We start from the raw sequence: 20,320 nt of genomic DNA, 5'->3' as shown, positions 1-20,320 counted from the left end.
CGCACGATAGAACGGAGCACACGAGGGCCGGGGGAGGTCCACCGAACGGAACAGCAAACGATACACCGCTGGGATCGACAGCAAGCAGCCATGCCACTCATCGCGGAGTTCGATATCAGTTGTGAGCATCTCCCGTTCGTCGGGGTTGCCGGAACGGTTCCGGAGGCGACGCTGCTTCTCGACCTGCAGTTCAACCACGGCGAACTCCCGCTTTTCATCCTCTCCGTAACCGACGGGGACCGGGACCTGATCGAGCAAGCGTTCGCGGATGCCGGTGAGGTCGGCGAGTACACCGTGGTCGGCAAGGCCGGTGACACCCGCCGGTATCAGGTTCGACCCGGCCGGAGTCTGGAGGAACACCTCGGCCCGCACCTCGACGAGCTGTCGGGATTGAAAGCGCTCGCCACGACCGACTCGATCATCGATCGGATCGAAGTGCTTCCAACCGGGTGGCGACAGACCGGTTGGTTCGCCACGCGAACTGCGTTCGATGCGTTCCGCGAGTTCTGGCAGCGAAACGGTGGGTTTCGACTACGCCGGCTCACGAGAGAGGGGGAGCCGAAACCGCCCGGTGACGGGCTGACGGACTGCCAGCGGGAGGCGCTCCGGACGGCCTACGAACTCGGCTACTTCGATATCCCCCGACAGGCCTCCCTCGAGGAGATTGCGGCGGAGTTAGACATTTCCGCGTCGTCCGTCTCGGAGCGACTGCGGCGCGCCCAGACCCAACTCATCGAAGAGACGGTCGCAACGACGTGGCCGTCACTGCCGGACTGATGGGCCACTTCGGCCGCCGACTTAAAGCGCCGGACGATTGAGAGACAGCAATACCCCGGGCTGGTGCCAATCGATGGGTCCAACGATGCAGACAGCTACGTCACCCGATGGCACCAGTATCGCCTTCCAACGGCACGGCGACGGCCCGCCGCTCGTTCTGTTACACGGCGCATCGGCAACGCGGCACACGTGGCAGCCGCTCCGGAGCCACCTCGCAGACGCGTTCACGCTCGTCGTTCCCGACCGACGAGGCCGGGGTGGGAGCGGCGATGCCGACGCCTACGCCCTCGAGCGGGAGGTCGAGGACCTGTGTGCGCTCCTCGACGAGATCGACGGCGATCCGACGGTGTTCGGACACTCGTTCGGCGGGCTCGTTGCGCTGGCAGCCGCCGACCGGCGGGCCGTCGATCGTCTCGTCCTCTACGAGCCGCCGGTCCTGACCAGCGACGGCGAGGGTGACCTCGCCGATCGGATGCAGGCCCGACTCGACGCCGGGCGGCGGGAAGCCGCCATGAAACTGTTCTACCGGGAGGGTGCCGGCATTCCAGCCCCCGAGGAGTTACCGATCTGGCCCGACCGCGTCCACTTCGATCTGGTCGAAACCGTCATCCGGGAAAACCGCGCCGTCGAGACGTACGAGCTTCCCGAGGACCACGCCATCGACACCCCGACGCGTCTCCTGACGGGCGAACGCGGTCCCGAGGAGCTGCGGGATGCCGTTCGGTCGCTTCACGCACGACTCCCACGGAGCGAACTCGTCGAACTCGATGATGTCGGTCACGTTGGCATTCAGTCGGCACCCGACGAGGTCGCTGCCGCGGTTCGGGCGTTCTGTCGCCGGAACGAGACGCGATAGCGCACGTTCCGGCCTGTCGGGCCGGGCTGAACGCAGTCTCGAGAACCGGAGTAAAAACGGCGGTGTCGCCGGTGACCTGCCGGAAACGACCCCGAGGAACGAGCCGCGTTCGATACCGGGACGCCCGCCACACTCCCGCTGTAATCGACGCATATCGGGCTAACCGCACCCTACACCGGTGCCGGAACCCGTGGGCGCTTCGTGCAGCGATCGTGCGGCGTCGCTTCTCGTGGTCGATCGTACGCAGTGTCGCGCCACAGTGGGCCGTTAACAAAGCCGAACGGACCACAACTCCCCGACGATGCCAGACGAGGCGGCGACACGCGACCGACGGGGTTCCGTTGGCCTTCTCCTTGCGACGATTCTGGTCGTGATCATGGCGGTCGGGCTCACGCTCGCCGCCGTCGCTCCCGAGTTCGTGACCGACGCGACCGACGATCCGCTCGAGACGAGCGGCGAGGGCGACGGGACCGTCCCCGACTCGGCGGGCGACGACTCGAACGCGGGGTCCTCGAGCGATGCGGACACCGAACCGACCCGGTCCGACCTCGAAGAAGAGAGCGACTCCGACGGTGACCAGAGCGGTACCGAGGACGCCGAAGACGCTGAGGGGACGGACGAACGCAGCGATGAGGACGACGGCGATGAAAACGGGGCTGGCAACGAGGAGACGGAAGAGACGGACGATAGCGAAGACGAGGAGACGGAAGCGGAGAACAGCGAGGGTGCAGAAGACGACGCTGACGAACCCGAAGCGGACGGCGAGGACGAGGACGACAGTGACGGTGCCGACGACGAACAGGAAGCGGACGACGAGACGGCTCTCCTCGAGCGGGTCGGATCGCTCCTCGAAGACGACGAGCGCGATGCGTGAGACCGTGACCGTCGCCGATCGTCGAATCGGGGCTCGAGCGGGGCCGGAGTGCCGATCGATTCACAGCCATACTCCCTCGTTTCCCGGACCGACGGCGGGGCGAAACGGTCGTCGAACGCGGCCCGGATCGTTGCATCGATCCCAATACCGACTTGCGACGCGGAAGACCGGTCGCGTTCGGCTGTGTGGTGTCGATGCTGAGCGATCACCATCCGCTGCGTGTTCGACCGGTGTCCGACGACCATAACAAAGGGGACGGACCGCGTTCGGTGGATCCGAATGAGAGACAGCACACTCCCGCTGGCGTCGGCTCCGTCGGCGCGAGCGGGCGCGGCAATCCTGCTATTGCTCGCCGTTGCCGTCGCTGCGACGGTCACGGCCGCGGGGGGACTCGGCGGAACGGTGACAGAAATGACAAGCCCGAACGATCAGCACGACCGCGAGACGCTGCCCGTAACGACCACGTGTGAGAACGAGACGAACGCCGTCACCGTCGGGAATCCGACCGACGAACCGGTCACCCTGTCGGTAGCGTGGACCGACGAACAGCCGTCGATCCGACTCCAGAGCGAGGACTCGAGCGACATCTCGCTCCGGACTGAAAGCACGACGACGACGACCGACGGAGAGACGGAACAGGTCACGAACCACACGCTCACGACCGAACTCGACGCGACCGAACGCGTGACTATCGTCGGACTCGCGGACGGAACCTACGAGCTTTCGGCGACCGCAGACGGGACGGAGACGCCGCTCGAGCGCTCCGAACTGACCCTCGAGTGCGAAGGTTCCGGGGCCGACGCGGAGCCGACGACGATCACTGTTCGGACGGCCGACGGGGTTGACGACGGGTAGGACGCGAGACCGGCGTCGAAACCGGTGACCCCCAGCCGATGGGGTATACGGCGTAATTCGAACGCCGTGTGACGACGGGGCGACAGCCTCACGCTTCGGGGCCGTGTTCGGTGACTCGCGGTGTCTGGATTCTCAAGGTATTGTGTTATGTTGCCATACACCATGATTGATGCTGAGGTGGGACCGATGGCAGAAACCACAGTCGACCCGAAACGGCTCGTCAACGAGTACGTAGAGATCTGGAACACGAAGGACTTCTCGAGGCTGTCCGACGTCGTCGACGAATCGTTCACGTTTACGTCCCCGACCAGTGGCACGATAGCGGGGCGTGAGAACGTCCGGGCGTACGCCGAAGAGGTCGAAGACGCGTTTTCGGACTTTCGGATAACCGTCAACGAAATGGTCGCCGGCGAGAACGTGGTCATAGCGGAAAGCACGCTTGCGGGGACCCACGAGGGGGAGTTCGACGGCATTCCACCGACCAACGAGACCTTCGAGATCCGGGATATGGCGAGGTTCGTCGTCGAAGACGACAAGATACAGGAAGAGCGTGTCGTTTTCGATCGACACGACTTCTTCGATCAGCTCGGTCTTCTCGAGGACTAACGCCGTCCTCGTTCGTCGTCTCCTCGGATTTCCGACGGGCGGCGGACTCGCTGTTGCCACAGCCGCATTCCGGGACCGCGGAATCGGCTGTCGCTAACCGAAAGAAGTGATTTTTTATCCCACCGCTGCGTCCCGACGGCATATGCGCGTCGCGTTCGTCTCGTCCGAAACGGTCCACCACCGCGACACCGAGACGAACCGGCGACTCCGGACCATCGTCGAACTCCTTCGGGATCAGGATCACGACGTTCACGTGTTCTGTCCCCAGTTCTGGGACGGCGAGCGGTCGATACTCGAGCGAAACGGCATCACCTACCACGGCGTCTCCGTCGGGGCCGAGGCCCGGCCGTCGTTTCTGGTACGGCTTCCGTTCGTGCTCGCGGCCGCGAGACCCGACGTCGTCCACGTCGGCGAGAGTCCGCCGGCGGAGGTGATCGCGGCGAGTTGGGGGGCGACGCTCGCCCGCGTCCCGATGGTGCTCGAGTGGTACGGCGACGAGGGGATCACCAACGACCGGTGGACCAGTTGGGCGGCAAAGCGTCCCGACCGGATCATCAGCCCCTCGGAACTGGTCGCCACGTGGGTGTGCGAACTCGGCGTCGGAACCGACGCCGTCGACGTCGTGCCGAACCCGATCGATATCGAGCGGGTCCGGGACGTTCCGCCCGGCGACTCCGTCGACGTAATCTACGCCCGACAGCTCGACGAGGGGGCGAACCTCGAGAGTCTGTTACTGGCGCTGGCCGAACACCGAGATCGCGACTGGAGCGCGACCGTGATCGGCGACGGACCCGAACGCGACGAGTACGAGCAACTGGCGAGCGATCTCCGGATCGACGACCGGATCACCTTCGCCGGCGAACTCCCGCTCGAGGAACGGATCGCCGCCTACCGCGGCGCACACGTCTTCGCCCAGACGGCAGAACACTGCGTGTTCCCCACCGAGATGCTGTGGGCGCTGGCCGCGGGCTGTGTCGGCGTCGTCGAGTATCACGCCGACTCGAGCGCCCACGAGCTCGTCGAGGGCTGGGACCGCGGGTTCCGGACCACGAGCGAGGCGGAACTCGCCGACGCTATCCTGGAAGCCGGCGAACTCGAGCACCGCGAGTACGACGATCGGTTTGCCGAGTACGACCTCACGGATGTCCGGGACCGGTATCTCGAGACGTATCGGACGCTTCGGGAGTCGTCGGGGCTGTTTTGACTATAGTAGGCACTGCAAGTCACTGCACACCCGATCGCACGACGGCTGTGCGATCGGTGTGTAAATCGTTGCAGTTGTTACTATAGCGGTCGGACCCCGCGGATACATATATAAGCGTTCGCGAGTGTCATCACTCATGAACGACGAGTGTGACTTCTGTCGGATCGTCGCCGGCGAGAAATCCGCTCACGTCCTGTACGAGGACGAACGGACCGTCGCCGTTCTCGACCAGCATCCGGCCGTGACCGGCCACAGTCTCGTCGTCCCGCGCAGTCACGAAGAGGAGGTGCTGACGATCGACGAGGCGACGACGACGGCCGTCTTCGAGACGCTCCGATGCGTCGCGGACGCCTTGGAGACCGCGCTCGATCCGGACGGCTTCAGCGTCTTTCACACGAGCGGGCCGCTGGTCGGAACGGTCGAGCACGCCCACGTCCACCTCGTGCCGCGGTTTGCCGACGACGACGTGACGCTGTCGCTTTCGCGAGACCGGCTCGACCCCGACGACGCGGCGGAGCTGACGGCTCGCGTTCGGGACGCGCTGTGACCCGGCTACGTTCCGTCGTCCGCGGCGGTCAGAGATCGAACTTCGACGCGGCGGTTTCCATGTCCTTGTCGCCGCGTCCCGAGAGGTTCACGAGGATCGTCTCGTGCTCGTCAGTTTCCGCGAGTTGTATCGCGCGGGCGACGGCGTGACTGGATTCGAGCGCCGGGATGATCCCTTCGGTCTCGCTCAGTTCTCGGAAGGCCGCGAGCGCTTCGTCGTCGGTGATGCCGGTGTACTCACAGCGGCCGACGGCACGGAACATGGCGTGTTCGGGACCGACACCGGGGTAGTCGAGTCCCGCCGAAACCGAGTGGACGTCCACGTCGTCGTCGATCACGCGCGTTTTCATCCCGTGGATGACCTCGTCTTTGCCCGTCGAAAGCGGCGCGGCGTGTCGGCTCGAGTCCGTCCCCTCGCCGCCGCCCTCCGCGCCGTAGAAGGCCACGTCGTCGTCCCGGAACGCGTGAAAAAGCCCGATCGCGTTCGAGCCGCCGCCGACGCAGGCGACCGCCGCATCGGGCAGGTCGTCGGTCCGGTCCCGGAACTGCTCGCGTGCTTCCGCGCCGATGACGCTCTGGAAGTCCCGGACCATTCGCGGGAACGGGTCCGGGCCGACCACGCTGCCGACCAGATAGTGCGTCTTCTCGACGTTCTCGGCGAAGTCCTCGAGCGCGGCGTCGACGGCGTCGGCCAGCCCCTTGCCGCCGCGGGTTACCTCGTTGACCTCGGCCCCCAGCAGCCGCATCCGGAAGACGTTCATCGCCTGCCGTTCGGCGTCTTTCTTCCCCATGTAGATCTCCGTCTCGAGGCCGAGCAGAGCCCCGACCATCGCGGTTGCGACGCCGTGCTGGCCGGCTCCGGTTTCGGCGATAAGCCGGTCGCGTCCGGATCGTTTTGCAAGCAGCGCCTGCCCGAGACAGTTGTTGATCTTGTGTGCGCCGCCGTGGAGCAGGTCCTCGCGCTTGAGGTAGATGTCGGTGTCGTACCGCTCGCTCAGGTTGCTCGCGTAGTACAGCGGCGTCGGGCGGCCGGCGAACTCCTCGCGCAGGTCGCGTAACTCGTCGCGAAACGCGTCGGTGTCAGCGACCTCGTCGTAGGCGGTCGCGAGTTGCTCGAGTGGTTCGTGCAGTGGTTCCGGAACGTGTCTCCCGCCGTACCCCTCGAACTCTCCGTTGGACATACGTCCGGGCTGTAGCGCGTTCACTGTAAAGTATGTTCCGCGGGGGTGGGCGGGCAACGCCGAGTACGGTAGTATCCACCCGTCGGTGGGACGCAGTCGGAGCCGCGTTATCGATTGCGGATTCCGCCGTCCGGTCCGTCCTCGAGCAACGGATGGTTCTCCTCGCCGAGATCGATACCCGGTATCCGCACCGCCGTCGATGGTGTTCGACCGGTTCGATTCGATCGCGGCCGACGTTGCCGACCGGAACGCCATCGAGTGGGACCGCGGCTGAGGGGGCACCCGTTCCGTCACCGGCAAGCCCGACACCTACCCGCCTCGACGTGATACGCTGCGTATGGTCGACGAAACGAACGACTCCGGCGAGGACGACCGGGGGAACGATCCCGGCATCCACCTCGAGCGAGCGCGCGACCACCTCCAGCGGGCGAGCGACGCGGCCGACCGGCCGATCCAGACGCAGGTCGACTCGCTCACCGAGGGGCTGTTCGAAGAGCAGGACGGTCACCGAACGGACGACGAGCCGGGACCGAAGGCCGATCGGATCGGGGAAGTCGCGGAAAAGCTCGACGGACTGGCTGCCGAGACGTCGTCGGCGATCGCGACCGAGCACATCGTCGCCGCTCGGGATCGGTGTCTCGAGTTTCTCGAGGAAGGCGGTGCCGAGGATCGGGACGGCGAATGAGGAGACGGTCCGGCTCAGCGATCGACGCTCCCGAGCACGATGTCGAGGCTTCCAAGCGACGCGATCAGGTCGGGGATGTATTCCCCTTCTGCCATCTCCGGCAGCGCCGAGAGGTTGTGATAACACGGGCTGCGGATCTTGAACCGGGCCGGCGTGTTCGTCCCGTCCGAGCGGACGTAGATCCCCAGTTCCCCCTTCGCGGACTCGACGGCGCGGTAGGTTTCGGTGTCGGCGTCGGGCTTTAACGTCCGCGGAACGTTGCTCTGGACCGTGCGTTCGTCCTCGGGCCAGTCCTCGAGCAAGTCCAGACATTGCTCGATGATCTTCGCGGATTCCTCGACTTCCTGCAGTCGGACGAGCACCCGCGCGTGGTTGTCACAGCCGTCTTCCGTGACGACGTCCCAGTCCAGCTGTTCGTAGTAGCCGTAGGGATCGTCGCGCCGGAGGTCGTAGTCGATCCCCGAACCGCGGGCGACCGGACCCGTACAGCCGTAGGATTTGGCCACGTCGGGCTCTAAGATGCCGGTTTCGACCGTTCGAACCTGAAAGATTTCGTTGCCGACGATGAGGTCGTGGTACTCGTCCATCTTCGCCGGGAGTTCGTCGAGAAAGTCCCGACACTTCTCGAAGAACTCCTCGCGGGGCGCGGGCAGGTCCCAGGCGACACCGCCCAGCCGGAAGTAGTAGAACATCATCCGCTGGCCGGTCAGGTCCTCGAGGATGTCCTGCACGACCTCGCGGTCGCGGAAGGCGTACTGGAAGATCGCCGTGAACTCGCCGTAGACGTCGAGCGCGAAGGTGCCGAGCGCGAGGAAGTGACCGAGCATTCGACCGAATTCGGTCGCCATCGTCCGCAGGACCTGCGCGTACTCGGGGACTTCCAGATCCGCGAGGTCCTCGATGGCCCGGGCGACCGCCCACTCGTTTGGCAGGTTCGCGGTGTAGTCCCACCGGTTCGAGTAGGGGATGATCTGGTAGCGGTAGGTTCCCTGCTGGCACATCTGTTCCTCACAGCGGTGCAGGTAGCCGACGTCGGGATCGACGTCGGCGACGGTCTCCCCGTCGAGGATCGTCCGGAGGTGTAACACGCCGTGGGTCGCCGGGTGGTGGGGGCCGATGTTCAACAGCATCGTATCCGACTCCGACTCGCGGTGATCCGGCTGCAGCGGGTTCGCGTGTTCGGCGTACCGGACGACCTGTGGCTTGTCCGGATCGTAATCCAGCGCGAGCGGATGGCCCTGCCACGATTCGGGCAGGAGGATCCGTCGAAGGTCGGGATGGCCCTCGTACTCGATGCCGACGAGATCGTAGGCCTCGCGTTCGTGCCAATCGGCCGTCCTGAAGACCGGTTCGGCCGTTTGACAGACTGGGTCGTTCGTCGGGAGTTGCACGACCAGCGACAGTTCGTGCGTTCGCCGGTCGTACTTCGTCACGTGGAGGATCGACTCGTAGCGGTCCTCGTACTCCTGTGGGGTGATACACGAGAGGTGATCGAACCCCGCCTCGTCCCGAAGCAGCGTCAGTACCTCCTGTACGTCGTCCGGCCGGATCACGAACGCCGGCGCGTTCTCGTGCTCGTCGCGACGGAGGATATACTCCGACAGGAGCGACTCGAGTTCGGCCTCGTCGACGCCGTCCTCCCGGAGGTGGTCGTATTCGGGCTCGATGCTTGGCCGTTCGCGCTGTGGTGTCTCACTCATTGGAGTGCCTCGTCGCGTCGAACGACGGTGGACGCGTTTCGGTGGCCGTACAACTGTCGTGGAAATGAGGGTTTTGCCGGGTTCCAGTGACTGTCTGCGTGGCCGGAACGATCGGGTGTCACCGGATCGTGATAGTCCGGCCGTCGCCACGGCCGACCTCGAGCGCACGATCGCGATGGTGGCGTCGAACTACGACGCTCCCTCGTCGGCGTCGTCGGTATCGGACTCGTCATCGGAACGGGACGCGGCGTCGCTGTCCTCGTCGGGGTCGACCTTCATCTCCGAAGCGTCCTCGTCGGGCGTCTCCTCGGGTTCGGTCGCGTCGGTCTGGGTCGGCTGGGCCTGTTTCGGGCTCGGCCCGGCGGCTTCGCTCGCTTCTTCGGCCATGGCCGCATCAGAAAGGTTGATGTCGGTTTCGTCGTCGGCGTTTCGTCGGGGATCTTCCACGTCCGCGTCGAGGCCGGGCTTCGAACGCGGCTCCTCGGGGACGTCGGGTTCGTCGTCCGCGACGAACTCGACCCGGGACCCCGAACCCTCTTCGTCGCCGAGGTCCGCGTCGTCCGGAACGTCGCCCGTTTCGTCGATGTCGACGGCGTCCGGACGCCCGGTCGCGGTCACGGCCTCGTCGGACGCCGCTTTGTCGTCGGTTCCGCCCTCGATCCCCTCGGTACTCGGCTCGAACGCCCCGGACTCGTCGTCGCTCGAGCGGCGTTTGCGGAGGCCGTACCGGAGCAACCCGGCTCCGGCGATCCCGACGGGGATCGATCGAAGCCGTCCGTTCAGCATCGATCGCAGCGCGGACAGGAGCAAGACGCCGCCGCCCACGAGCGGGAGCATCCCGCCTTTCGCGCCGTTCGAGAGGGGCGAGACGGCCTCCGCCGGCGTCCGCTCCTCGAGTTCGTCGAGCGACTCGTCGATCGGAACGCGGTCGTGGTTATGTTGGTCCGTCATCAGTGGTACCGAGCGATTACACTCGTGACTCGTAGGGCAGCCGGACGGTTGAAGCTTGGACCGGCAGGTGACTACCCGCGAGTGCGGCCGACCGATAGGGGCTCGTTTCAGGCGGTACTATCGGGGTCCCACTCGAATCGGTCCGGATCCTGCGTCGCCAGCGCGGTCCGGACCGCCGCGACGTTTTCCGGCACGTCGTGGACCCGAACGATGTCGGCACCGCGGTCGGCCGCGAGCGCGCTCGCGGCGACGGTCGCTTCGAGCCGTTCGCCGGCCTCGCGGCCGACGTGTTCGAACATCGATTTGTGGGAGTGGCCGACGAGGACGGGACAGCCGAGCGCCCGGAACTCGTCGATCCGGTCGAGCAGTTCGAAGCTCTCCCGGGCCGACTTGCCGAACCCGAGACCGGGGTCGACGACGATCCGGTCGCGGTCGAGACCCGCCTTCTCGGCGAGCAGAATCCGTTCCGAGAGCTGATCGATCACGTCCTCGACGACGTCGTCGTACGTGACCGACCGGCCGGGAACGACGGGCGCGTCGATGCTGTGCATCACGATCAGTCCCGCGTCGTGTTCGGCCGCGACGAACCGCATCTCCGGGTCCTCGAGCCCCGAGACGTCGTTGATGATGTCAGCGCCGGCCTCGAGCGCGGCCTCTGCGACGGCGGCTTTTCGCGTGTCGATCGAGATGGGAACGTCGAGGGACTCGATCCGTTCGATCACGGGGACGACGCGGTCGATCTCCGCCTCGACCGGGACGGGATCCGCACCGGGGCGAGTCGATTCGCCGCCGATATCGAGTACGTCGACGCCGGCCGAAACCATCGCCTCCGCGCGGGCGACGGCGTCCTCGACGGCGTCGTACTCGCCGCCGTCGTGGAAGCTGTCGGGGGTGACGTTCAGGATCCCCATCACCGCCGTGCGATCGTCCCACGGGTACCGAGGGCCGGGTTGGACATCCGAATCGGCCGGTGACGTCTCGAGCGAGAGCGTCTCTCGCAGCTCCCGGGCGACGGCGGCCAGTCCGTCGGTCGAGGTCTCGAGCGCCGCCGCGAGGTCGTCGAACTGGGCGAGCGTCCCCATTACCACGACGTCGACCGTCTCGTCGTCGCGGTGTCGATCCGCTCCCGAGATCGCACACTCGCCGCCGAGCCGCAGCAGTTCTTCCTTCAGGGCGGTCGCCCGACGGCGTTGCAGGTTCGTCTTGACGACGCGGTGGACGGCGTCGTTCCGAAGCCGCGAAACGCCGTCGTCCGCGACGTTGGCGTCCTCGAGGGTCTCGCGCGCGTCGTCGCGGTCGCGGATCCGTTTCGGAATCCCGTCGGTGGTCCAGCGCGACCGCGCTTCGGCGACGGCAAACAGCGAGCCGGTCACGAGCACGCAGTCGTCCGGCGCGGCGTCCTCGAGCGCGATCGCGAGCGCGTCCTGAACGGCATCGGCCGTTCGAACGTCGCCGACGCCGGAATCGGCGAAGACGTCGGCGAGGACGGCCGGATCCTCGGCACGGTCGAGGGACGGCTCGGCCGCGAGCACCGAATCGGGCGTCGGCAGCGCCGCGGCCATCTCGCGGTGGTTCTTGTCGTGCATCGCCCCGAAGACGACCCGGAGGCGGTCGTACTCGTAGGAACCGAGCGTCTCCGCGAGGCGCTCGCAAGCGCCGGGGTTGTGCGCGCCGTCCAACACGACCAGCGGATCGGTGTCGATCACCTCGAACCGACCCGGCCAGTGGGCGCTTCGCAGCCCGCGGGTCAGGTCCTCGTCGGAGACGTCGGCGACCTGTCGTGCGAGTACTGCAGCGATCCCCGCGTTCTCGGCCTGATGAGCACCGGGTAACGGAATCCGCGTCTCGAGGTGCCATTCCGGCGCGTCGATTTCGACGGCGGCCTCGGTGTGGTTCGTTCGCCCCCGGTACGCGACGCGGACGTCCGGTCCGTCGTCGCCGGAGGCAGTCCCGTCAGCCGTCCCGACCGTAACGACATCGCCAGCTACCTCGCGAACCGCCTCGAGCGCGGGACCGGTGACGCCGGTCACGAGCGCCGCATCGTCGGGGGCGACGTGTGCCTTGTCGCGGGCGATTTCGGCCACGGTGTCGCCGAGGATGCCCGTGTGCTCGAGCGTGACGCTCGTGACCGCGCTGGCGACCGGGTCGACGACGCTCGTGGCGTCGTACTTCCCGCCGATGCCGACCTCGAGGACGGCGACGTCGACATCCTCGCGGCCGAAGTGCCACAACGCCATCCCCGTCATCGTCTCGAAAAACGTGGGTGACTCCCCGTCGGCCCCCCGTTCCGTGAGGTAGCCGTGGACCGTCTCGGCGTACTCGCGGACGGCCGAACGGGGGATCTTTCGTCCGTCGACACGGACCCGCTCGCGGAGATCTTCGAGATGTGGCGAGGTGTAGAGTCCGACCGAAAGGCCGGCTTCCCGAAGCGTTCGTTCGAGCATCCGCGCCGTGCTTCCCTTGCCGTTCGAGCCAGCCACCTGAACGAAATCGACACCCTCGTGTGGGTTCTCGAGGTGGGCGAGGAGCCGCGCCGTCGACTCCGTCCCCGGTTTCGGGCGAAAGCGCCGGAGCCCGAGGAGAAAATCCGCCGCCTCGTGATACTTCATACCCGAACCAACGAGTCCGACCGCTTTAGGGTGTCGGACTCGGCGTTCTCTCACCGCCGGCACGAACCGCCGGCTGGCGGTGCTAACACCTTCGGGAAAAGACCGACCCGGACGGAGCGCCACCGTTCGTTCACGGGATTTAGGGCCACCTAAATCCGGAACGGAGGTCACGGATGCCATACACTGACTTCGATACCGAACGAACGTACGACGACGACCGATTTACCGCACGAACCGTCCTCGAGACCGACCGGATGAAGGTCGTCTGCGGGTACTTCGAGCCGGGGCAGTTCATCCCGGTCCACGCGCCGGGAAGCGACGTCGCGATCTGCGTCCAGTCCGGTTCCGGCAGCGTTCGAGACGGCGACGACGAGCACGCCGTCTCGCCCGGAGATGTCGTCGTCGTCGAAGCCGACGTCGACCGCGGCGTGCGGGCCGACGACGACGAACGGCTCGAAGCCCTGCTGGTCACCAGCCCGCCGCCGACTGACGCCGAACACGACCCCGTCCGCGAGGGATTGAAACGGGGGGTCTTCGATCCTACCGGCCCGTAAACCGACCGCCGTTCCACCCGCCGAGGCGAGCGCGCAGCCCCGCCTCGAGTTTCCAGACGGCGACGAGCACGAGGGCGTAGGGGCCGAACAGGAGGAGGTAAACGGGGCTGCCGGTCGTCAGGAAGACCTCGTAGACCAGCGCGTACAGAACGGGGGTAAACAGGACCGTCGGCGTCACGATCCCCTCACCGAGCACCGCCGCGAGCGGAACCGCGGTGACGGCGACGGTAAACAGGAAGACGACGACTGCGGTGACGGTGGGATCGATGCCGGTTCGAACCACCAGCAGCGTCGTCGCGAGGCCGACGAGACAGGCGGCTCCGCCGCCGATCAGTCTCCGGGACCGACGCGAGAGGGGCAGCGTCGGGAGGTTCCGGAGCCGCCCGTCGCCGATACCATACCCCCGTCGGACGGCGAACTCGACGACGCCCACGAACGACAGCAGGGCCAGCCAAACGTACCACGCGGTCGCGTAGCTCGAGACGTACGTCGGACCGTCGACGACGACGTACTCGCCCAACCGGCCCCACTCCGGCATCGGGGACCGCACCTCGAGCACGACCGTTCCAGCGAACACGGCGATCCAGCCGACCGCGGGCGTCAGCAACCGCGTGTACGCCGAGACGAACACCGGGAGGAATCCGAGGACGACCGTCATCGTCACGAGCACGGCGATCCAGCCGGTCGATTCGAGGGCCGGATAGTCGCCGCGTGCGTACAGCGCGAGGACGGTGCCGGCGTTCACGAGACCGCCGAGCGCCGCGATTCCGAGCGCTGTAGATGAGCGTCGCATGGCCGTTCGGAGGTTACTCCGGGCGTGGCTCAGCCAGCCCGGCCGCATCGGCGTCGGACGCGTCGCGCGTAACCTCGAGGAACGCGTCCTCGAGGCTCCGGGCGTCGCCCGTCTCGGCCCGGGATTTCAGCGTCTCGGGATCGCCCTCCGCGACGAGTTCGCCCCGGTGGAGGACGCCGATCTCGTCGGCCAGTTCGTCGACGACAGGCAGGATGTGCGTCGAGAGGAAGACCGTCATCTCCCGGTCCGCGAGGTCGGCGATGGTTTCCCGCATCGTCCGGGCGGCGCGGGGATCGAGGCCGCTCGTCGGCTCGTCGAGGAAGGCGACGGCCGGTTCGTGCAACACCGCCTGAATGACGCCGACCTTCTGTCGCATCCCCTTCGAGTAGTCCTCGATCCGCCTGTCGGCGTCCTCGAGCAGATCGAACCGCTCGAGCAGCGACTCGATGCGTTCGGCCGCCGCGTCCTCCGGCAGTTCCCGGAGGCCGGCGGCGTACTCGAGCTGTTCCCGACCGGTGAGTTCGTCGTAGACCGGCGGTTCCTCCGGCAGGTAGCCGATGTTGGGGGTGACCGCCTCCCGATCGGTGATCGGGTGGCCGGCGACGCGGGCCGTGCCGGCGGTCGGGTTCGTCAGCGTCGTCAGCATTCGCATCGTGGTCGTCTTTCCCGCGCCGTTCGGGCCGAGAAACCCGTACACCGTGCCGCGATCGACCGTCATCGTCAGCGACGAGACGGCGGTCGTCTCGCCGTATCGTTTCGTCAGGCCGTCGGTTTCGATAGCGGGGACGTCGGCGGAGGTCATACGCGTTCTTCCGCGCGGGTATAATTAAGTCTGTGTCATGTGTTCCGATGCCGACGAAGCGGACGGTCTCGCACCGATCTTTGCTACAGGGTCCGCGTTCCGCTGTCGACAGCCGCCCGGGAGAGCATGACAGAATCCAAACGACTTACTATAAGGCCCTCCCGAATCGGAGTATGAGCCCTGTCTCCCCCCGCACTCGGCAGCCGAGCCGAGGTGAGTATCGATGACCTGGACTCCCATGGTCGTCGCCGAAACGGAGTTCCGGCGGACCGCTCGAGCGATCGCCGGGGATTCGACGAAACTTGTTATGCTGGCGTCGGTCGCCGTCTTTACGCTGGGACCGATGACGCTCCTCGGGCTGTTTTTCCTCCCGCGGATGGGAGCGGAGGCCGCTGCCGGACCGATCCCCACCGACGTTGCCGAGACGGTCACCGCCGCCGTCACCGGCGGGACGGCGCTCGTGTGGGTGTTTCTGGTCTTTATGACGCTCATGCGAACGGTTACGACGGTTGCGGACATCGACGAACCCGACTTCCTGTTGGTGTCGACGTCCGTCCGAAACGCCGTCGTCGGCGTCGTCGCAGCCGAAATCCTGTCATTCGGACTCTTCCTGATCCCGCTCACGACGGTCTTTGCGGCCGCGTTCGCGTACGGCGCGGGAACGGTCCTCCCGGTCGTCATCGTCCCCGTGACGGTCGCCCTCGTTTTGGCTACCGCCATCCCCGTCGGGTTCGTCGTCGGCGTCTGGGTTCGACACCTGCTTACCGTCTACGAACCGATCGCCCGATTTCGGACGCTGCTTTTCGCCGCGTTCTGGATCGTCTACTTCGGCGCGATCATCACCGGCGGGTTCGACGCGGCCATGGAGACGTTGTACACCCGGTTACAGTCCAGTCCGCTCGGCTGGCCCGGTCACCTGCTGTTGCTCGGCGTCCCCGGGATCGATCCCCTGCCCGCCGGAATCGTGGGCGGCGTCGTCGGGTCGGTACTCGTCTTCGGGGCCGCGTTCGCCATTGCCGTTCCGTCGGCCCGCCATCACTGGTTCGCCGATCCAGCCCGAGTCGACGACGAGGAACACGATCCCGAGGAGGAGGCAGCGTCCGATCGGCTGGGCGGGCTCCTTTCGGGAACGGTCTCGCGGCCGGTTCGAACGATGACGGTGACCGCGATCCGCCGAACGAAACGCGCCCCCATACGGCTGGCGTACGTCGGCTATCCGATACTCGGAACGCTCTGGTTCGGCAAAGAAATCGTGGAAACCGGAACCGTACCGTCGGCTCTCGCCGTTCTGATCTGTCTGTACGTCGTCTGGGCCGCCGGAGCCACGTTCACGCTCAACCCGCTCGGCGACTTCGGGCCGGCCCTGCCCGCGGTCGTCACCTCCTCGATCACCGGCCGGCAGGCCGTCCGGGGTCGAATACTCGCCGGTGCGCTCGTCGGCGTTCCGCTCGCGATCGTCGTCTCGCTGGCCGTGGGGGTTCTCAGTCCGCTCTCGCTCGAGCGAACTGGCCTGTTGGTCGTCGGAACGACCGTGGGAGCGGTCGCGACGCCGGCACTTGCAACCGGCATCGGGTCCGCGTTCCCCCGGTTTGGCAGCGTCAGCGTCACCAACAACCGCGAGGCGGTGATGCCGAGTAAAACCGCGTTCCTCGTGTACACCCTCGCTATCGCGTTCCCGGCGGCGGCCGCCGTCGTGGTGTCCCTCGACGCTCCCGAACTGATCGCCGGGGCGGTCGCAGCCGCATCGGCGTGGGCGCTGGGAGCCGAGGTCGCCGTCTCCCCCGATGCGATCGCTATCGTGGCCTGGACCGTTCTGGTGCTCGGCCTCCTCGCACCGCCGGTTTCCTACCGCTACGCCGTCGAACGGTTCGACTGGTACACGCTCGACTGACAGCGACGCCAGCGCTCCATTGCGTTCTGTACGGGGACCACTGTAAAGCGATGCAATCGATCGAGAGAACGAACTCGAAGCGAGCTATCCGATCAGATCGACCGCCGGCACTCAGTCCGAACGGCCCCACTCGGCGGCACGCTTGGGGCGGTCGGTAATCGACCGGACGTCGATCGGTTCGTCTTTCGCCTCGAGCGCCTCGAGGGCGGCCGACGCGCTGGCGAGCGTCGAGAAGTAGGTGACGTCCTCCTCGACGGCGACCTCGAGCAGGTCGCGGTCCCGCGAGACGATGAGGTCGACGGTTCCTTCACGGACGGCCTGGACGAGGTCGACCGCCTCGCAGAGGTCGAAGTACTCGGTGTAGCCCTCGACCAGTTCGTCGGCCTCGGGGGTTCCCGGATCGGGGAACTCGTCGGCCGAGAGGTCGACGATGGCGGTGCCGGAGTCGGGGATCGGCTTGCCCGTCGCGTCCTGTGCCTTGTCGTAGGCTTTGCCGAAGCTGTCGGCGCTTCCCATGACCTCGCCGGTGGACTTCATCTCCGGGCCGAGACGCGGGTCCGAACCCGGCAGGCGGTCGAACGGCAGGACGACCTCCTTGATCGACGTCTGCTCGGGGATCTGCTCTTCGACGTCGAGATCGGAAAGCGTGTTGCCGGCCATGACCTTCGCGGCAATCTTGGCGATCGGGACGCCCGTGGCCTTCGAGATGAACGGGACGGTACGCGAGGAGCGCGGGTTCGCCTCGAGGACGTAGACCTCGCCGTCGCGCACTGCGAGCTGGACGTTGAGCAGTCCGACGGTGTCGAGCGCCGTCGCGATGTCCTCGGTCACCTCGCGAACGCGCTCGAGGACGTCGTCGTCGAGCGAGCGCGGCGGGATCATACAGGCAGAGTCGCCGGAGTGGACGCCGGCGGCCTCGACGTGCTCCATCACGCCGCCGATGAGGACGTCCTCGCCGTCCGCCACGGCGTCGACGTCCAGTTCCACGGCGTCCTCGAGGAAGTCGTCGATCAGAATGGGCTTGTCCGGGCTGACGCGAACGGCTTCCTCGATGTAGCGCTCGAGTTCCGCGTCGTCGTAGACGACGTCCATCGCGCGGCCGCCGAGCACGTAGGACGGACGCACGAGGACCGGGTAGCCGATCTCGTGGGCGAGTTCCATGGCTTCGGCCTTGCTGTGGGCGGCACCGCCGTCGGGCTGGGCGATGCCAAGCTCGTCCATGAGCGCGTTAAAGCGGTCGCGATCCTCCGCGAGGTCCATCGCCTCGACGGACGTGCCCATGATCTCACAGTCGAGACCACGACGGTCGAGTTCCGCCTCGAGCGGGTCGCCGATGTTGACCGACGTCTGACCGCCGAACTGGACCATCACGCCGTCGGCACCGGTCGCCTCGGCGACGTCGGCGACCTCCTCGGCCGTGATCGGCTCGAAGAACAGCCCGTCGGAGGTGTCGTAGTCCGTCGAGACCGTTTCGGGGTTGTTGTTGACGACGTGGGCGTCGATGCCGAGTTCGCGCAGCGCACGGACCGCGTGGACCGAACAGTAGTCGAACTCGACGCCCTGTCCGATGCGGATCGGGCCGCCGCCGACGACGATCACGCTCTCGACGTCGGGATCGATCTCGAGTTCGCCCGCGGCCGCGGGCTCGTCGAACCGGCCGGCCTCGAATTCGGACTGGCGGGCGGAGTAGTAGTACGGCGTTTCGGCCTCGAACTCGCCGGCACAGGTGTCGACCTGTTTGTACGACCGCCCGGGGACCTCCTGTTCGACCGTCTCGACGTCCGTTCCGGCAGTCGCCGCGATCGACGCGTTGGTACGGCCGGCGATGGCGGCCTCGGTGAAATCGTCCTCCTGTGCGGCACGGGTCGACTCGGCGATGCGTTTGTACCGCTCGGTGTACCACTCGAAGATGCCCGTCAGTTCGACGACCTCCGCCACGCTATAGCCGCGCTCGAAGGCCTCGAACATGGCGTAGGGACGGTCCGGCGACGGCCGTTGGAGATACTGCGTCTCGAGTTCCGCGTCGCTGACCTCGTCCCAGTCGACGTCGGGGTCGTACTCGCTCGAGCGCAGGGCCTTCAACAGCGACTCCTCGAAGGTGCGGCCGATGGCCATCGCTTCGCCGGTCGACTTCATCGCCGTCGTCAGTTCGAAATCGACGTCGTCGAACTTGTCCTTGGGCCAGCGGGGCACCTTCGTCACCACGTAGTCGATCGCGGGCTCGAACGCCGCCGTGGTCTCGCCCGTGATCTCGTTTTCGATCTCGTGAAGGCGCTTGCCCAGCGCGACCTTCGCGGTCACGCGGGCGATCGGATAGCCGGTCGCCTTCGAGGCCAGCGCCGACGAACGGGAGACACGCGGGTTGACCTCGACGACGCGGTACTCGCCGCCGGGAGTCCCGTCGTCGTGCCAAGCGAACTGGATGTTACAGCCGCCCTGAATGCCGAGTTCGCGGATGACATCGAGCGCGGCGGTACGCATCTCCTGGTGGCCCTCGTCGGGGACGATCTGGGAGGGCGTGACGACCGTCGACTCCCCGGTGTGGATGCCCATCGGGTCGATGTTCTCCATGTTACAGATGATGATACAGGAGTCGTCGGCGTCGCGCATGACCTCGTACTCGTACTCGACCCAGCCCGCGATGGACTCGGTGATGAGCACCTCGTTGTTCCGGGAGAGACGCAGTCCCTTGCGGACGCGTTCGACGAGCTCGTCGAACTCGTGGACGACGCCCGATCCCGAGCCGCCGAGCGTGTAGGTCGTGCGGGCGATGACGGGGAGTCCGCCGACCTCGTCGACGGCCTCCTGGACGCGGTCTTTCAGGTCTGCCTCCGTTAGCTCGGTGACCGACTCGCCCTCCTCGAGCGAGATGGTCGTCGACCCGGGGACCGGCTGGCCGATCTTTTCCATGCGCTGGCGGAAGAGATCACGGTCCTCGGTCGCGTAGATCGTATCGAGCGGCGTTCCCATGATGTCGACGTCGTACTCGTCGAGGATGCCCTCCTCGGCGAGTTCGGCGGTGACGTTCAGCCCGGTCTGGCCGCCGAGGCCGGCGATAACGCCGTCGGGGTTTTCCTTGCGGATGATTTCGGCGATGGCGTCGGTCGTGATCGGCTCGATGTAGACCTCGTCGGCCATCTCCGGATCGGTCATGATCGTCGCGGGGTTCGAGTTGACGAGGACGACGCGTGCGCCTTCCTCCCGAAGCGCACGACAGGCCTGGGCCCCCGAATAGTCGAACTCGGCGGCCTGCCCGATCTGGATCGGTCCGCTCCCGATGAGCAAGATCGTGCGCCCGTCCCCTGTGGCGGCGTCGTCGGTATCGTAGTTCGTGCTCATTGGTCTTGTTCATCCGGAGTTCGCACATCGTAATAAGCCCCACGATGCAATACGAATCTCGAAATCCCATTTCGAATTTCGAACCTCGGCCGGCAAG

Annotated in this window: 17 protein-coding genes; 10 read left to right on the top strand and 7 right to left on the bottom strand. The window is 66.5% G+C overall.

Features of this window, described 5'->3' with window-relative positions:
* Positions 1-90 precede the first annotated feature (90 nt).
* The 7 genes from TX80_RS09670 (at position 91) to TX80_RS09640 (ending at position 5,719) form a co-directional block, all read left to right on the top strand.
* A complete protein-coding gene (locus tag TX80_RS09670; RefSeq protein ID WP_049922896.1) occupies positions 91-777 on the top strand; it encodes a helix-turn-helix domain-containing protein in 687 nt (228 codons plus the stop codon).
* Between the two features lie 85 nt (positions 778-862).
* Positions 863-1,633, top strand: a complete 771-nt coding sequence (locus TX80_RS09665; protein ID WP_049922895.1) for an alpha/beta fold hydrolase — start codon at positions 863-865, stop codon at positions 1,631-1,633.
* A 301-nt stretch (positions 1,634-1,934) separates the two neighbouring features.
* Positions 1,935-2,507, top strand: coding sequence for a hypothetical protein (locus tag TX80_RS09660; protein WP_049922894.1), 573 nt, complete (start codon positions 1,935-1,937; stop codon positions 2,505-2,507).
* 279 nt (positions 2,508-2,786) lie between these two features.
* Positions 2,787-3,362, top strand: a complete 576-nt coding sequence (locus TX80_RS09655) for a hypothetical protein (RefSeq protein WP_154658616.1) — start codon at positions 2,787-2,789, stop codon at positions 3,360-3,362.
* 186 nt (positions 3,363-3,548) lie between these two features.
* Positions 3,549-3,968, top strand: a complete 420-nt coding sequence (locus tag TX80_RS09650; RefSeq protein WP_049922892.1) for an ester cyclase — start codon at positions 3,549-3,551, stop codon at positions 3,966-3,968.
* A 142-nt stretch (positions 3,969-4,110) separates the two neighbouring features.
* A complete protein-coding gene (locus tag TX80_RS09645; RefSeq protein WP_049922891.1) occupies positions 4,111-5,172 on the top strand; it encodes a glycosyltransferase family 4 protein in 1,062 nt (353 codons plus the stop codon).
* Positions 5,173-5,308: 136 nt separating this feature from the next.
* Positions 5,309-5,719: an HIT family protein gene (locus TX80_RS09640; protein ID WP_049922890.1), complete on the top strand. Its 411-nt coding sequence runs from the start codon at positions 5,309-5,311 to the stop codon at positions 5,717-5,719.
* A 28-nt stretch (positions 5,720-5,747) separates the two neighbouring features.
* Here the strand turns inward: TX80_RS09640 and trpB are convergent, their stop codons facing one another.
* Complete coding sequence (trpB, locus tag TX80_RS09635) at positions 5,748-6,899, bottom strand: tryptophan synthase subunit beta (protein ID WP_049922889.1); 1,152 nt, start codon at positions 6,897-6,899, stop codon at positions 5,748-5,750.
* Between the two features lie 337 nt (positions 6,900-7,236).
* Here trpB and TX80_RS09630 point away from each other — a divergent pair, with 337 nt between their 5' ends.
* Positions 7,237-7,584, top strand: a complete 348-nt coding sequence (locus TX80_RS09630; RefSeq protein ID WP_230198700.1) for a DUF7553 family protein — start codon at positions 7,237-7,239, stop codon at positions 7,582-7,584.
* A 14-nt stretch (positions 7,585-7,598) separates the two neighbouring features.
* Here the strand turns inward: TX80_RS09630 and TX80_RS09625 are convergent, their stop codons facing one another.
* The 3 genes from TX80_RS09625 to folP form a co-directional block, all read right to left on the bottom strand.
* Positions 7,599-9,284 (bottom strand): NADH-quinone oxidoreductase subunit D, encoded by a 1,686-nt coding sequence (locus TX80_RS09625; protein ID WP_049922888.1) that lies wholly within the window; start codon positions 9,282-9,284, stop codon positions 7,599-7,601.
* Positions 9,285-9,473: 189 nt separating this feature from the next.
* Positions 9,474-10,235, bottom strand: a complete 762-nt coding sequence (locus tag TX80_RS09620) for a hypothetical protein (RefSeq protein WP_049922887.1) — start codon at positions 10,233-10,235, stop codon at positions 9,474-9,476.
* A 107-nt stretch (positions 10,236-10,342) separates the two neighbouring features.
* Positions 10,343-12,844: a dihydropteroate synthase gene (gene folP / locus TX80_RS09615; protein ID WP_049922886.1), complete on the bottom strand. Its 2,502-nt coding sequence runs from the start codon at positions 12,842-12,844 to the stop codon at positions 10,343-10,345.
* Positions 12,845-13,017: 173 nt separating this feature from the next.
* Between folP and TX80_RS09610 the strand changes: the two genes are divergently transcribed.
* Positions 13,018-13,398, top strand: coding sequence for a cupin domain-containing protein (locus tag TX80_RS09610; RefSeq protein WP_049922885.1), 381 nt, complete (start codon positions 13,018-13,020; stop codon positions 13,396-13,398).
* Here TX80_RS09610 and TX80_RS09605 read toward each other — a convergent pair.
* Together TX80_RS09605 and TX80_RS09600 are read right to left on the bottom strand one after the other, a co-directional pair.
* Positions 13,385-14,191: a hypothetical protein gene (locus tag TX80_RS09605; protein WP_049922884.1), complete on the bottom strand. Its 807-nt coding sequence runs from the start codon at positions 14,189-14,191 to the stop codon at positions 13,385-13,387. The genes TX80_RS09610 and TX80_RS09605 overlap by 14 nt on opposite strands.
* Positions 14,192-14,204: 13 nt before the next feature.
* Positions 14,205-14,993, bottom strand: a complete 789-nt coding sequence (locus TX80_RS09600) for an ABC transporter ATP-binding protein (protein WP_049922883.1) — start codon at positions 14,991-14,993, stop codon at positions 14,205-14,207.
* 223 nt (positions 14,994-15,216) lie between these two features.
* Between TX80_RS09600 and TX80_RS09595 the strand changes: the two genes are divergently transcribed.
* Positions 15,217-16,884, top strand: coding sequence for a hypothetical protein (locus tag TX80_RS09595; protein WP_049922882.1), 1,668 nt, complete (start codon positions 15,217-15,219; stop codon positions 16,882-16,884).
* A 111-nt stretch (positions 16,885-16,995) separates the two neighbouring features.
* Here TX80_RS09595 and carB read toward each other — a convergent pair whose 3' ends face one another.
* Positions 16,996-20,223, bottom strand: coding sequence for a carbamoyl-phosphate synthase large subunit (gene carB, locus TX80_RS09590; protein ID WP_049922881.1), 3,228 nt, complete (start codon positions 20,221-20,223; stop codon positions 16,996-16,998).
* Between the last annotated feature and the right edge of the window lie 97 nt (positions 20,224-20,320).

The organism is Halopiger djelfimassiliensis (assembly GCF_000455365.1).
Lineage (GTDB): Archaea > Halobacteriota > Halobacteria > Halobacteriales > Natrialbaceae > Halopiger_B > Halopiger_B djelfimassiliensis.
Note: the sequence above shows the minus strand (reverse complement) of the source record. Positions and strands in the feature narration are given on the sequence as shown.